A 14246-nucleotide genomic window follows, 5' to 3' on the forward strand; every position below is an offset into this window, starting at 1 on the left:
TCTTATTTCCAAAGGGCGCAGCGGGTCTCGGCCTTGGTGGTGAAGGCCTCGTTGCCATCGATGGTCTGGACCACCTTGAAGTAGTCCCAGGGCGCCTTCGATTCCTCGGGCGTCTTGACCTGCAGCAGATACATGTCGTGCACCACGCGGCCATCCGGACGCACCACGCCGTTCTTGATGTACACGTCGTCGAGCTTGTTCTCGCGCAGATACGCCAGCACCTTGTCGGCATCGTCCGTGCCCGTCGCCTTGACCGCGCGCAGGTACTGGATGGCCGCCGAATAGTCGGCCGCCTGCAGCGACGACGGCATGGCGTTGCGGCGCTCGTAGAACTTCCGCGCCCAGGCCCGCGTCTCGTCCGACGCGTTCCAGTACCAACTGTCGGTCAGGTACATGCCCTTGGCCGTCTCCAGGCCCATGGCGTGGATGTCGTTGATGAACATGATCATGCCGGCCAGCCGCATCGTCTTGGTCAGGCCGAATTCGTTGGCCGCCTTGATCGCATTGGTGGCGTCCGCGCCGGCATTGGCCAGCGCCAGGATCTCGGCCTTGCTGGCCTGCGCCTGCAACAGGAACGACGAGAAATCGCTGGTCGACAGCGGATGCTTGACCGACCCGACCACCTTGCCGCCGCCCGCCTCGACCACCTTGGTGGTATCGGCCTGCAACGCATGGCCAAAGGCGTAGTCCGCCGTCAGGATGTACCAGCTCTTGCCGCCCGCCTTCACCACCGCCGCGCCCGTGCCGCGCGCCTGCGCCACGGTGTCGTAGGCATAGTTCAGCGTGTATGGGGTGCACTGCTCGTTGGTCAGGGCCGGCGCGCCCGCGCCCACCACGATGATCGGCTTCTTCTTGTCGGCGGCCACCTTCGACATGGCCAGCGCCGTGCTCGAATTGGTGCCGCCGATCAGCATGTCCAGGCCCCGCTGGTCGAACCATTCGCGCGCCTTGGCCGAGGCAATGTCCGCCTTGTTCTGGTGGTCCGCCGTCAGCAGCTCGATCTTCTTGCCATTGATCTCGCCGCCCATCTCCTCGATGGCCATCTTGATGGCTTCTGCCCCGCCCGGGCCGTCCGGCCCGGAATAGACGCCCGACATATCGGTGATGAAGCCGATCCGGATCACGTCGTCGGAAATCTGCGCCCGGGCCGCGCCCGCGTGCAGCAGCGCGCCGGCGATGGCGCCGGCCAGGACAGCGCGCGAAAACCTGCGTGGCATTGACAACATACCTGTCTCCTCTTATGGTTTTTTGGCTCTGGGGCCCCGAATATTCTCGGACTGGCCCCGCCAGCAAACAGTCATCATGTTGACAAAGCGCCCTAGGGTTTACCTGGGCGCCCTCACCACGGCGGAACGGGGACAACCATGCGCGCACCGGCAGCCGGAACCGGCCATGAACCTGCCAGCCCGAAGCGGCGAGCCAAGCAAGACCCGGTGGACCGGATGCTGGCCGTCGTGCCCTGGTACAACGGCCTGCCGCGGCTGGAACGCGACGTGGTCCGGGCCGAGCTGCGGGTGGTGTCATTGCAGGCGGGCGAACGCCTGTTCCGCGAGGGTTCGAAATCGCTGGGCTGGTATGGCGTGGTGGACGGCCTGGTGAAATGGTCGTCGCGCGGCTCGGACGGTCGGTCGCTGTCGCTGGCCGGCTTCAGCACCGGCAGTTGGTTCGGCGAGGCCACCATGATCCGCCGCGAGCCGTTCGAATACGAAGTGGTGGCGCTGCGCCCGAGCCAGGTCGTGATCCTGCCGCGCGACACCTGCGAGCGCCTGTGGAACAACAATATCGCGTTCACCAAAGCGCTGATGACCCACCTGGCGCAGCGCGTCAATTGGCTGATGGCCTGCTATACCGGCAACGTGCTGCTGGACGTGGACACCACGGTGGCCCGCGCCGTCGCCGCGCAGTTGAACGCCGAGCAGCATTCCGGCACCAACGGCCGCCTCAAGATCTCACAGGAAGAGATCGCCGGCCTGTGCGGCGTGTCGCGCCAGCGCTGCAACGCCGCGCTGACGAAGCTGGCGCGGGCGGGGGTGCTGCGCACGCATTATGGCGGCATGACGATCCTGGATCGGGAGGGCCTGTACCGGCACGCGAAGCTCAACCGCGAGCCTGCTGATCACCCGGCCGACATGCCCGCATAGCCCGCCAGTCGACCCGGGCGGTCAACGCCACGCGTTTCCGCCGTTCACCGTTTCCGCCGTTCACCTGTCCGCGGTATCTTCTCGCCTTCCATTGCTGCTCATCCCGCGCCCCATGATCCCCACCCCGACGGCCCCGGCCGGTCCCCTGCTCACGCCCCGCCTGTCGCTGCGGCAAGCGACTCGCCAACATGCCCCGGCCCTGCTGGCGTACCACCTTGCCAACCGGGCCCACCTGCGGCCCTGGGAGCCCGCCCGGTCCGACGCGTTCTACACCGCCGCGTCGACCGAAGAACGGCTGGCCGCGATGGAAACGAGTGCCGCCGCCGGGCAGGCGGTGCACCTGCTGCTGTTCGACAGGACCGACGACAGCCTGGTCGGCACCTGCAACTTCACCAATATCGTGCGGGGGGCCTTCCAGGCCTGCCATCTGGGCTTCTCTGTCGCGCAAGACCGCGAAGGCCAAGGCCTGATGCGGGAATGCCTCGTCGCGGCGACCCATTTCATGTTTGCCGAGCACGGGCTGCACCGCATCATGGCGAACCATCGCCCCGAGAACACGCGCAGCGCGCGCCTGCTGAGCAGCCTGGGGTTCGAGCGCGAAGGCACGGCCCGGGCCTATCTGAAAATCGACGGAAGCTGGGCGGACCACGTGCTGACGTCGCTGATCAATCCCGCCGACGCCTGACCGGCCGTCACGACGCGCCGCGCCCCGGGCAAGGCCGCGTCTACGCGGCTTGCCGCGTGGTGGCGCGGTTGCGGCGCAGTTCCACCACCTGCTCCGCCCCCGCCGCGCGGGCACGCAACTGGCCGCAACCGCCGTCCACATCCTGCCCGGCGCTGTTCCTGATCTTGGTCAGCACGCCGCGGCGATGCAGCGTGCGCACGATCTCGCGAATGCGTTCGGCCTCGGGCCGCTGGTAGTCGTCGCCTTCCATGCTGTTGAACGGGATCACGTTGAGCACGCCGAACTTGCCCTTGAGCAGGCGCGGGATGGCGTCGAGTTCGTCGTCGCCGTCATTGACGCCCTTGAGCAGCGTCCACTGATACTGGATCGGGTAGCCGGTATCGCGGGCGTAGCGCTCGCCCATTTCCACCAGGTCCCGCGGCGCGATCTTCGGCGCGCGCGGCAGCAGGTGCTCGCGCAGCTCGGCGCGGGTCGTATGCAGCGACAGCGCCAGGGCTGGCTTGACGGCCTGTCGCGGCAGCGCGTCGAACACGCGCGGATCGCCCACGGTGGAGAACACCAGGTTCTTGTGGCCGATATTGCCTTCGGTGCCCAGCAGGTTGATGGCTTCCAGCACGTTGTCCAGGTTGTGCGCCGGTTCGCCCATGCCCATGAAGACCACTTTCTTCACCGCGCGCAGCCGCCGCGCCAGCACCACCTGCGCCAGGATCTCCATGCTGGCCACCTGGCGGATCAGGCCGCTCTTGCCGGTCATGCAGAACCGGCAGCCGACCGCGCAGCCGACCTGGGTGGACACGCACAGCCCGTCTCGCGGCAGCAGCACGCTTTCCACCATCTGGCCGTCGGCCAGGTCGACCAGCAGCCGCGAGCCATCGTGGCCTGCGTGTTCGGAACGGACGCGGGCCAGGCCGTCCAGTTCCGCCGCCAGGGCGGGCAGCGCCTCGCGCAGCGCCAGCGGCAGATAGTTGTCGAAGCGCCGCCGCCACGTGTCGCTGTCGAACGCCTGACCGGTCAGCCAGGCGCGCATGACCCGCCCGCGATGGGCAGGCTGGGCGCCTAGGGCGGCGAGACGTTGGTGGAAATCGGCGTAGCGCATGGGGAGCGGATTTTACCGCGCCCGGCGGGGGCGCCCGGCAAGCTCGATGCCGGGCGGGGCGAGCCGGACAGGCCCGATCTACCCGGCGATGGCCTGGGCCAGTTTCTGGATGGACAGCGGCGCGCAGCCCTCGGCGTCATTGCTGACCGTCACGTAGGCCGGCTGCCCCGCGCCCGTAATGCCGCGGATCGTGCGCGCCAGCGCCGCGCGGGTGGGAAGATCCTCGCTGAGCAGGGCATTGAACGGATCATGCTTCTTCTGCGCGTCGGCATAACCGTATGCGCCGAACACGCGGTTCAGGTTCCAGCGGCAGACCAGCGGCCCCGGCCACAGCGCGCGCAGCATCGGCAGTTGCGCGTCGATCGGCGGCATCTTGCCATGCAACCCCAGGCAGAACGTGGCCCCATGCGCCTTGAGCGTGTCGACCAGCGCCTGACCCAGCAGTTCCGGGTCGCGCACTTCCACGGCGACGATCACGGCATCATGCGCGGACAATGCCTCCCGCACGGCGGCCAGCATGCGCCCCAGTTTCTCGAACAGCGATGCCGAGCGGCTCAACATGCCCAGAGGCAACGGACTCAGTTGGAACACCAGCACGCCGAGCTTGGCCCCCAGGCCTTCGAGCGCCGGACGCACGAATTCCTGGACAGCCACCGACGGATCGAGGAAAAGCGGGTTGGCCTGCCGCGTCCTGCCTGCTTCGCCACGCACCTGGGCATCGGTAACGCTGGCGGGGCATTTGACGACGAAACGGAAATCCTCATCGACCTGCCCCGCATAAGCGGCGTACTGGCTCGCCGTCAACGGCTGCCAGAACGTGCGGTCCACGCAGACCGTGCGCAAAAGCGGATGCTGGTGGTAGGCGCCCAGGCCGTGCCTGGACAGTGTGCTCGAATCGTATTCGCCGTCCCAGACCAGCCCTTCCCAGCCGGGATACGACCAGGTGGAGACGCCAAAGCGCAATTGGGCGGGCAACTGCTGGGCGAGCGCGCGCCATTCCTGCCCCGCGGGCGCGGGAAGCACTTTGGCCATGCCCCGGAGGGCGGAAAGCTCGGGGATGTCAGGAGGCGTTGCCTGCCGCGGGGCCTCGGCCGGAGGGACGGGCAGCGCGTCGCCGAAAAGATCTTCTTGCATTACTTGTCATTCTGGCGCGGGTGATGGGCTATAGGGTACTTGAATCACGCCTGGCACTTTGGATGTAATTATTTTGGCCATTATTATCAAAAAAGAATGAAATATTTTCATTCCCATATTGCTGGAAAAGACGTAAGCGCCTCCCTGACTCCCAGAAAACACCTCATAAATGCTAATATTTTGGCATCTAATATATTAAATAGCTAAAATATTAGCCATGGCAAAAAAGACCGCCCCTCTCCTGCCAGGAACCAGCAAGCTCCTCGTCGAATTCGGTGAGCGGCTCAAGCTTGCGCGCCTGCGCCGCAAGTTGTCCGCCAAACAAGTCGCCGAGCGAGCGGGCATGTCTCCCATGACCCTGCGTTCCCTGGAGGCCGGCGGGTCGGGAGTCACGATCGGGGCTTACCTGTCCGTCATGCAAGTCCTGGGGCTGGCCGACGATCTCGCCAAGCTTGCGGGCGCCGACGAACTCGGCCGACAACTTCAGGACGCTCGCTTGATCAGGAATGCTTCTGTGCGTCGCCAACACAGGACCGCCCCGGAGACGGTCGGCCACCCGTCACCGAACGCCCGAGCGCGGGACAACGCCTCCTCAACCCAGACCAATAGCGCGAAAACGAAGGTCCGCAAGCCGGCGGCTGCAACCGCGGGGAAGCCGGTGGAAGGCAAACCAGGGAAAAGCGTCGACATCGCGAGTACGGACAGCCTGGCCTCTTTGCTTCGGAAACCGAAACGTAAAGGGAATGCGCCGTCATGAGCATGATCGCCGTATATGCGGATTGGGATGGACTGCCCGGCCCCCAACGACTCGGCTTCTTGCACAGCCGCAAGACCCGGGCGACTGAGCGATTCGAATTCGAATATGACGAAGCCGCGCTCACCTCCCCGCTTTTCCGCGGGCTGCAATTGGACCCGGGCATTCACGCCTTCGGCGGACCACAGTACCCCGTCGCACCAAGAGACCAATTCGGGGTCTTCAAAGATTCCAGCCCCGACCGTTGGGGCCGCCTTTTGATGGATCGAAGATTCGAGCGTGACAAACGCCAAGGTCTGGTGCCGGCGGGGGCCCGTCTATACGAGTCGGATTACCTGCTTGGCGTGCATGATGTGTACCGCGTGGGCGCGCTGCGGTACCGACGCGAGGACACTGGAGATTTCCTCGACAATCGCATCAACCTTGCGGCCCCGCCGTTTACAGAAATCCGCGCGCTGGAGCAGGCCAGCCGTGCGCTTGAGCGAGACCCCGACAACGTCGCGGTCCGGGGACAGGACTGGCTGCGCATGCTCATCGCGCCGGGCGGCTCACTCGGCGGCGCCAGGCCCAAGGCGAGCGTCGTGGACGACGCCGGTCGTCTTTACATTGCCAAGTTTCCGAGCACACGAGATACCCATGACGTCGGCGGATGGGAAATGGTGGTCAACGCCTTGGCCAGCGGTTGCGGCCTCAATGTCGCGGCGGCTCAGGCCCGGAAGTTTGCCAGCGATCATCACTGCTTCATTGTGCGCCGCTTCGATCGCACCGATGCGAGCCATCGCCTGCATTTCGCCTCTGCGATGACCCTGACTGGCCACAGCGATGGCGACGACGCCTCGACGGGGGCCAGTTACCTGGAACTGGCGGAGGCACTCATGAACCAGGGCGCGCAACCCAATGAAGATCTGCGAGAACTATGGTCGCGAATCGTCTTCAACATCCTCGTATCCAACGCCGACGATCACCTTCGCAACCATGGCTTCATCCTGGTGCCGGGCCTGGGCTGGAAACTCTCCCCGGCGTACGACATGAACCCCGTCCCTTACGCCGACGGTCTCAAGCTGAACATTACCGATGCGGATAATGCCCTGGACCTGGAATTGACTCGACAGATTGCCAGCTACTTCCGCCTGACCCTTCATGAAGCAGACGAAATCATCAACGATTTCCGGGACATTGTCGGCCAATGGCGAACCCTGGCCCAAAGACTGGGCCTATCCGCATGGGAACAGGACCGAATGGCAGAGGCCTTCCGCCTTGCCGCATGATGCGCGATTGACGCGGATGTCACGCCGCGCACACCCGCTGGCGCGGCGGCCCATGCGAGCATGGCACACGGCCCGTTGCGAGTCAGACAGGGAACTGGCGAATTGGAGCGGGCGATGGGAACATCATCGTGTTCCCAACTCGTTGATTGATAACGAGTTTTCCGCACTCGGCGAACCGAGATGGACATAATTATGGACTGAAAAACCACGCTTGGTCAACGTGCGCTCCGACCAAGTCCAGTGCGAGCCATGGACAGCCAGCAGTAGCCAATGTACCCGAGCGCTCAACGTCACGAGGCCGGTTCATTTCCCTTTGGCAGGAACTCCTCGCGGGCGCGCTGCAGAAACCGCTTCATGGGCTCAGAGGGTTCGGCGCTGCGGCGCAGCATGTAGGTGGACAGCATGGGCGGCGAGCCGGCCAAGGGGCGAACGGTTATGTCGGGGCGGTTCAGGGTCTGCACCTGCGAGGCAATGGCGAAACCTAGGCCATAACCGGCACCGACCAGAGTCAGCATCACGCCTAGGCTCGTCACCTGATCTACCAGCTTGAGCGGCTTGGACGCACCTTGAAGCACCGCCTGGATCTGGTGGTGGCAGCCCGATCCCGCGTCCGGATGGCACAGTACCAACGGAAACTTCAAGGCTTCATCCAATGGCACTTCCGCGTGCGCCAACAAGGGGTGGCGCACGGGCACGATCACCGACAGAGGATCGGTCCACACGGGCTCGGCGACAAGGCCTTCGCTCACCGCGTCCGACAGCGCAAAGCCGATGTCCAGCAGATCGTTGTGCAGGCCCTTGAGCTGCTGCGCGAAAGGCAGCTCGAAGACGCGAATCTCCAGTTCGGGCTCTTCCTCGCGGCTGCGCGCCAGCAAGGTGGCAATGTGGGGCTGCGCCAAGCTGTCGCAGATGGCGATGCGCAGATAACCCTGATAGCCCTGCGCCGCCGCCTTTGCGGCACTCACCGCCTGCTCCATGGTGGCCAGCACACGCCGGCACTCACCGAGGAACACTTGACCGGCCCAGGTCAGTCGCGTCTGGTGCGCGCTGCGGTCGAACAACTGCACGCCGAGCGTGGCTTCGAGATTGCGCATTGCGCGCGACACAGGCGATTGTTCTACGCCAAGGCGCTCGGCCGCTCGCGCGAAATGCAGTTCTTCCGCGACCGCAACGAAATAGCGCAGTAGTCTGAGTTCCAATGCGGCCTCCTGTTTGCCTCGTTCCTGGCCTGCGTCCACCTCATGCGGATTGCGCCTCGCTTTCTCCTTCGATGATTGGCAAGAGGTTCCGGCGTTGCATGCTTGCCTATTCGGATAGGCAGATCGCATCCGAAAATTACGGAGGTTGAGGCGGAACGCTACCTGGCCGAAGACCTGAGAACCTCAATCACCGCGACGCTGCACTACCGCCTGATCCACAGGTTCAGTTCAATCAATTCCCGGGTTGCAGCTCCACACGCACCTCGCGCGATTTGCCGGCCCGTTCCACTGACAAGACCACCACATCGCCGACCTTCCTGTCGTCTAGCCGCGCGAGCAGCTTGGCCACATCGTCCGTCGCCTTGCCATCAACATCGATGATGCGGTCGCCCGGCACGATGCCTTGCGGCGTGACTTTGACACCCGCGAGGCCGGCCTTGTGCGCTGCCGAACCAGGGGTAACACGCAACACGAACACGCCCTTGCTTCCGGTCAGTGCAAGCAGGCGCTGATTGAGCTGTTCGTCCACCTCGATGCCCAGCGCCGGACGGATGTACTTACCGGTCTTGATGAGTTGCGGGACTACGCGCATGACGGTGTCCACCGGCACGGCGAAACCAATCCCGGCCGAGGCGCCGGAGGGGCTATAGATCGCCGTGTTGATGCCGATGAGCCTTCCTGCCGAATCGAGCAGCGGCCCACCGGAGTTGCCAGGGTTGATGGCGGCGTCGGTCTGGATCAGGTGATCGATGGCCGGGCCGCCCGCTTCTCCGGGTAACGAGCGGTCGAGCGCGGAGACGATGCCGGTGGTGAGCGTCCAGTCCAGGCCGAAGGGGTTGCCGATAGCGAACACCTTCTGACCCACCTTGAGGTCGGCACTGGTGCCGACCGGCACGGCCGGCGGGCGCTGGAAACCGACGCCGATTTTGAGCACCGCGATATCGTGGGCCGGACTCACGCCGACCAGCGCGGCTTGGTAATCGCGGCCGTCGGCCAGTTTGACAGTGGCCTCCGACGCCCCCTGAATCACATGAAAGTTGGTAACGACATGACCGGCGTCATCCCAGATGAAACCCGAACCCGTCCCGCGCGGCACGGAAAAGACGTTGCGCGTCCAGACATCTCGTACCAGTTGGGACGTCGTGATGTAGACCACCGATGCCCGGGATTTCTCGAACAGTTCGATGGTGGCCTGTTCGTCAGCGGCCAGATCGCCACGCGGCGTGACGGTGCGCTCAGCGGCTTGGCGCGGGCTGAACCAGGCCTCGATGGCGGGCAGGAACTGCCAGAACAGCATGAGTGCGGCAACGCACGCAGTGATGAAGAGCCACCGCCGGACGAAATGATCCGGAGCTGGGCGTTGTGGGTAAGGATCGTGGTAAGCCATGGCGGGGGTTCCTTTCGAGTGATTTAGCGCCAAAGGCCGCTCAGGCCCCGGCGTGGCGGGCGCATCGGGGCGAACGACCTTGGCGCGAGATATTCCGTTTGGAACGGCAGGGCCTGCGATGGCTGAGGCGCCAACGCCATCAGGCGCGCGATACGATCCTCTGTCGCCGGATGCGTGCGCAACCAGGACGGTTCGGGATTCCCCCAGCCGGGCAACAACCAGGCTCGCCACGAGCGGCTCACCCGCTCGATCTTCGCCAGCGCCGAGGCGAGCCCGTGCGGATCTCCCGTCAGCTCTACTGCCATCCGGTCGGCATCGAACTCTCGCACACGTGACAGACCCAACTGTGCGAGCAGTGCCAGTTGCGGCGAAGCGGCCAACAACAGTAAGCCAATCCAGTTAATTTCTGCTGCACCGACCAGCAAGGCTGGCATGCTGATCAGGAGCGCGACCTGACCCAACAACGCCAGCAGGTTCGTGAGCCGGCTGATCGAATCAGCCAGGCCCATGACACGCAGATCTTCTTGAGCGATGTGCGCGACTTCATGCGCCAGCACGGCTTGCAGTTCGCGCATACTCAGGCTGCGGAGCAGGCCATCGGTGAGGGCAATGGAGGCAAGGCGCCTGGAGCCGGTGGCAAAGGCATTGACGATGTCGCTGGGCACATAGTACGGAACCGGCGTGTTCGGCAATCCTGCGCGAGCTGCGAGCGCTCGCAGCAACGACCAGATTGCGGGGGCTTCCTGGTAATGCAAGAGACGGGCGCCATAGAGGCGCAAGGTCATCGCGGAGGCAGCGACAGGTTCGATCAGCAGGGTCAATGCGCAGGTTGCCAGCGCCAGCCAAAGGCCGTTGTCGCCGAACAGCAGACTGCCAGCGGCAGCCGCGATCCCCACCAGGGTCAAAACCAGCAGTACGGTTTGAAAGCGATTGAGCCAGCGGTGCCTCGACCTGGCATCGTGCCGGCCGGCTAGACCATAAAGGGCCATGGTCCAATTACTCGCTCTTCCGGTCGTCGCGTTCACGCATGAGCCAATAAGTCAGCCCCAACGCCAGTACCGTCCCCGCCAGTGCGGCCACTTTGGCAGGCGCAACATCGGGTTCGAGGATGATGAACTTGCGGGCCAGCGCCAGGATCGCGATCAGAATGACGGTCTTGACCTGGATGATGCTTTCCTTGCGCAGCGCCACTTTGACGATCGAATGCTTGAATTCCATCGCGATCAGCAGCGTCATGGTGGCACCGAATACCAGCTGGAAAACCTTATGATCCAGTGGATTCAGTGCATCCATGACGAGCAGCGTGAAGACGATCCGAATCAACTGAATCAGCGAAATCACAACCACCATCGACATGACGCCCGAAAGCGTGATGGCAACGACCTGCTCGAAGCGCTCGTAAACCGTCATCAACCGCCACTGGGAGCGTATCTCGTCAAGGGCCGTGTGGCCAGATTCTTTATGCATAAGCGTTGTGCTCTCTCTTTCAATGAAACGTTAATGGAACGGGGAGTCCGAGAGGACGACTCGATTACACCTGGATTGCCGAGGCAATTGCGAAGCCACCCAGCGCATAATGCCCTGCGCGCCCGTGGCGCCGCCGATGGGTGGATCAGCCTCTTGCACGTCAACCCTTTGTCCCATGCATGGCATCAATCCGGCTTCTGGTCTGGCGGCAGCAATCCCAGCAGATCCGCCTGCAAATGTTGCAACTTGTCGATGCCAGCCCTCAATGCCTCGACACGGCCGGCATTTTTCATTTCACTCAGGGTGTGCGCTAACTGCTGGATGCTCTGATGCAGGACATCGACCTGATCATCAGGATCCTTGCCGAAGAACGTAGGGCGGCCACTTTGATCCCGCCAGTATTGGAGTGCTTCGGGTTGAGGCGGCACTTGGGTCTTACCTGACAGATAGTCGATCATCTGGGAAATCCAGACCCGGTGGTCGGCGTATGTGAACGGCACGGGCAGCGCGGCGCGACTGTCAGGTTTGAATCCCTTCCAGGATAAAGGTACCTGCCAGGTGTGTAGCCATTGCTCGAATTCATGCGCCGGCATCGGATGCCCGATGGCATAGCCCTGGCCCCACTCGCTTCCCATACGCAGCAGCATTTCACCATGCCGAATGGATTCGACTCCCTCCGCGATGCAGTTCCTGCCAAACGACCTTGCCAGTGCCAGTAGCGCATCCAGGATGGCGATATCGTCCGGATCCTCGAGCATGTCGCGTATAAAACCTTGGTCGATCTTGAGCAGGTGCGCGGGCAGGCGCTTCAGATAGGTCAGCGATGAATAGCCGCTGCCGAAATCGTCGAGGGCAAAACGCAATCCCATCCTCTCGCACAGCGCCATCAACTGAGACACTTGAACGAAGTCCTCCACGGCGCTGGTTTCGAGGATTTCCAGTTCAAGGTCTTGCGGCTGGGCGCCGGGATGTCGTGACAACATACCCCGTAGATGCATGGTGAAGTCCGGTTGCAACAAGTGCCGCGCACCGATATTCACGCTGATCGGGACATGAAGGCCGGCCTTGCGCCAAACTTCGATCTGGGTCAGCGCAGCCTCGATGGTCCATTTCCCCACGTCAACCCCGAGCGGATGGTTCTCAATGATGGGTATGAAGGAGGCAGGAGATAACAAGCCACGCGCCGGATGTTGCCAGCGGATCAAGGCTTCGGCGCCCAGCACCTCACCGGTGCGCATGTTGACCTTAGGTTGGAAGTAAAGCAGAAACTGCCCATTGGCAAGTGCATTCTCTATGCTGTCCAATCCTTCGTGACGGGTGCGCAGCGTACGATCCTTCTCCGTATCGAAAACGTGATATCGATTCTTGCCGGCTTGCTTGGCACGATACATAGCCTGATCTGCCTGCCGCAGTAGTTGGTCGGCGTCGATGTCTTCGAGTTGCGGGTAGTAGCTCACACCGATACTCGCGCTCACTTCGCACAGTGCGTCACCAATCGGTACGGGCTGTGCAGCCACCTCGATCAGGCGATCGAGAATCGGTACGCTGATGGAAATATCCGGCAGGTCGACCAGAATAGCGACAAACTCATCACCACCAAGACGGGCCAAGGTATCGCCTTCGCGCAACACCTGCGTCATACGCCTGGACAGGACGGAAAGCAATTTGTCGCCGACTCCGTGGCCGTGCTGGTCGTTGACCTTCTTGAATCCATCCAGATCGATGAAGACAACCGCCAGGTGCATGCCACGCCGACGTGTCTGACGAATGGCCTGCTTAAGGCGGTCTCCAAGCAATAGTCGATTGGGCAAGCCGGTGAGCAGGTCGTAATGAGCAACGCGTTCAAGCTGTTGCTGGTTCTCCTTCAGCGCTGTGATGTCGGAAAACATGGCTGCGTAATGCTCGATATTGCCCCGCATATCCGGGACTGCACTGATCGTCAGCAGCGCGGCAAACTGACTGCCGTTCTTGCGTCGGCACCAGAGCTCTCCGTGCCAATAGTCGTGCTCACGCAGAGCCTGCCAAACGGTCTGATAGAACTCATCGTCATAGCGATCGGACTCGAGCAGACGAGGTGTCTGACCCATTACTTCCTCCCGCGCATAACCAGTGATCACGGAAAACGCCCGATTGACGTTGACAATGTGGCCTTGAGCGTCCGTAACGAGGATGCCCTCTCCTGCGTGCTCAAAAACTTTAGCTGCAAGGCGAAGCTCTTCCGCGGATCTTCTGCGTGAGGTGACATCATGGATATAGCCGTGCCAGAGGATGCTCCCATCAGGCATGGCTTCAGGCGACGCCTCGCCTTCGACCCAGATCACCCGACCGTCTGGAAACTGCACTCGGTACTCGTCATGCCAAAGCGCGAGTGACTGCCCCGACGCCTGTATGGTTTCATGCACACGGTCGCGGTCTTCAGGATGGAGCGCAGCGAACGCAGGAGTGGCATCTTCAACAACATCCTCCGGTGCAACCCCGTATATTTCCTGTATCCTCGCGCTGGCATAAGGGAAGTGCGAGCTGCCGTCCGGACGAAGACGGTATTGGTAAAGCATACCGGGAACGTGGCTGGCCAATTCTTCTCGCTGCCGGTGCATAGAGTTCAGCGCCTGCTCGACCCTCTTGAGATCGGTGATGTCCTCTACCGTCCCGTCTGCCGCTCTGGGCCGACCAGAGGCGTCGCCCTTGAATGTTGCCCGCAGGTGTATCCAGCGAACCTGCCCTCCGCTGACGATGCGATACCGCAGATCAAGGGACTTTCCGCACATGGCAGCATCCCATGCCCTATCGAAGAGGGGGCGGTCTTCAGGGTGAATGCACTGCAGGAATCGCTCGAAGGCTATTGGCGCACCAATATCCAGGCCGAGCACGCGGCAGGCTTCATCGGAGCAAGTGAGGAGTTGCGAGCCAAGATCGAGATGCCAACTGCCAGAATGGGCATTCTGGTTAATCTGTCCACAGTGTCGGGCTGAGATTTGAGGAGCCTCGTTCAAAGGTGACGCTCCTTATGGGTGAAACAGAGGTTCCAAAGTTTCTGCAACTGGGAACGCATTTCGTCAAAGATTGTGTGGTTGGGGTCGCTATGCATCGCGGCTACGCACTTTCTTCAAGGATC

12 protein-coding genes are annotated in these 14246 nt (G+C 62.7%); 4 read left to right on the forward strand and 8 right to left on the reverse strand.

Annotation, left to right across the window (positions count from 1 at the left end; translation table 11 throughout):
* Positions 1 to 2: 2 nt before the first annotated feature.
* Positions 3 to 1226 carry an ABC transporter substrate-binding protein gene (locus ACUDCK_RS25320; protein ID WP_100507583.1) on the reverse strand — a complete coding sequence of 408 codons (1224 nt, stop codon included), beginning with the start codon at positions 1224 to 1226 and terminating at the stop codon, positions 3 to 5.
* Between the two features lie 138 nt (positions 1227 to 1364).
* On the opposite strand from ACUDCK_RS25320, the gene ACUDCK_RS25325 reads away from it, so the two are divergent.
* Positions 1365 to 2141: a Crp/Fnr family transcriptional regulator gene (locus ACUDCK_RS25325; RefSeq protein WP_231891503.1), complete on the forward strand. Its 777-nt coding sequence runs from the start codon at positions 1365 to 1367 to the stop codon at positions 2139 to 2141.
* A gap of 112 nt (positions 2142 to 2253) precedes the next feature.
* Positions 2254 to 2826 carry a GNAT family N-acetyltransferase gene (locus tag ACUDCK_RS25330; RefSeq protein WP_064524781.1) on the forward strand — a complete coding sequence of 191 codons (573 nt, stop codon included), beginning with the start codon at positions 2254 to 2256 and terminating at the stop codon, positions 2824 to 2826.
* A 40-nt stretch (positions 2827 to 2866) separates the two neighbouring features.
* Here ACUDCK_RS25330 and ACUDCK_RS25335 read toward each other — a convergent pair whose 3' ends face one another.
* Together ACUDCK_RS25335 and ACUDCK_RS25340 are read right to left on the reverse strand one after the other, a co-directional pair.
* Positions 2867 to 3922: an RNA methyltransferase gene (locus ACUDCK_RS25335; RefSeq protein WP_063580106.1), complete on the reverse strand. Its 1056-nt coding sequence runs from the start codon at positions 3920 to 3922 to the stop codon at positions 2867 to 2869.
* Between the two features lie 78 nt (positions 3923 to 4000).
* Positions 4001 to 5056 carry a DUF72 domain-containing protein gene (locus ACUDCK_RS25340; RefSeq protein ID WP_116791621.1) on the reverse strand — a complete coding sequence of 352 codons (1056 nt, stop codon included), beginning with the start codon at positions 5054 to 5056 and terminating at the stop codon, positions 4001 to 4003.
* Positions 5057 to 5273: 217 nt separating this feature from the next.
* Between ACUDCK_RS25340 and ACUDCK_RS25345 the strand changes: the two genes are divergently transcribed.
* Positions 5274 to 5813, forward strand: a complete 540-nt coding sequence (locus ACUDCK_RS25345; RefSeq protein WP_175167036.1) for a helix-turn-helix domain-containing protein — start codon at positions 5274 to 5276, stop codon at positions 5811 to 5813.
* On the forward strand, positions 5810 to 7078 hold the full coding sequence (locus ACUDCK_RS25350) for a type II toxin-antitoxin system HipA family toxin (RefSeq protein ID WP_175167035.1): 1269 nt from the start codon (positions 5810 to 5812) through the stop codon (positions 7076 to 7078). The genes ACUDCK_RS25345 and ACUDCK_RS25350 overlap by 4 nt, the downstream gene beginning before the upstream one ends.
* A 290-nt stretch (positions 7079 to 7368) precedes the next feature.
* Here the strand turns inward: ACUDCK_RS25350 and ACUDCK_RS25355 are convergent, their stop codons facing one another.
* The 5 genes from ACUDCK_RS25355 to ACUDCK_RS25375 form a co-directional block, all read right to left on the reverse strand.
* On the reverse strand, positions 7369 to 8277 hold the full coding sequence (locus ACUDCK_RS25355; protein WP_445659267.1) for a LysR family transcriptional regulator: 909 nt from the start codon (positions 8275 to 8277) through the stop codon (positions 7369 to 7371).
* Positions 8278 to 8509: 232 nt separating this feature from the next.
* Positions 8510 to 9664 carry a S1C family serine protease gene (locus ACUDCK_RS25360; RefSeq protein ID WP_445659268.1) on the reverse strand — a complete coding sequence of 385 codons (1155 nt, stop codon included), beginning with the start codon at positions 9662 to 9664 and terminating at the stop codon, positions 8510 to 8512.
* 23 nt (positions 9665 to 9687) lie between these two features.
* Positions 9688 to 10653 (reverse strand): zinc metalloprotease HtpX, encoded by a 966-nt coding sequence (locus ACUDCK_RS25365; protein ID WP_033871652.1) that lies wholly within the window; start codon positions 10651 to 10653, stop codon positions 9688 to 9690.
* A gap of 7 nt (positions 10654 to 10660) precedes the next feature.
* Positions 10661 to 11131 (reverse strand): phosphate-starvation-inducible PsiE family protein, encoded by a 471-nt coding sequence (locus ACUDCK_RS25370; protein ID WP_054470684.1) that lies wholly within the window; start codon positions 11129 to 11131, stop codon positions 10661 to 10663.
* A 185-nt stretch (positions 11132 to 11316) separates the two neighbouring features.
* Positions 11317 to 14124 carry a sensor domain-containing protein gene (locus ACUDCK_RS25375; RefSeq protein ID WP_445659269.1) on the reverse strand — a complete coding sequence of 936 codons (2808 nt, stop codon included), beginning with the start codon at positions 14122 to 14124 and terminating at the stop codon, positions 11317 to 11319.
* Positions 14125 to 14246 lie beyond the last annotated feature (122 nt).

The organism is Achromobacter sp. CF-sbj1-Ac2-l (genome assembly GCF_052698165.1).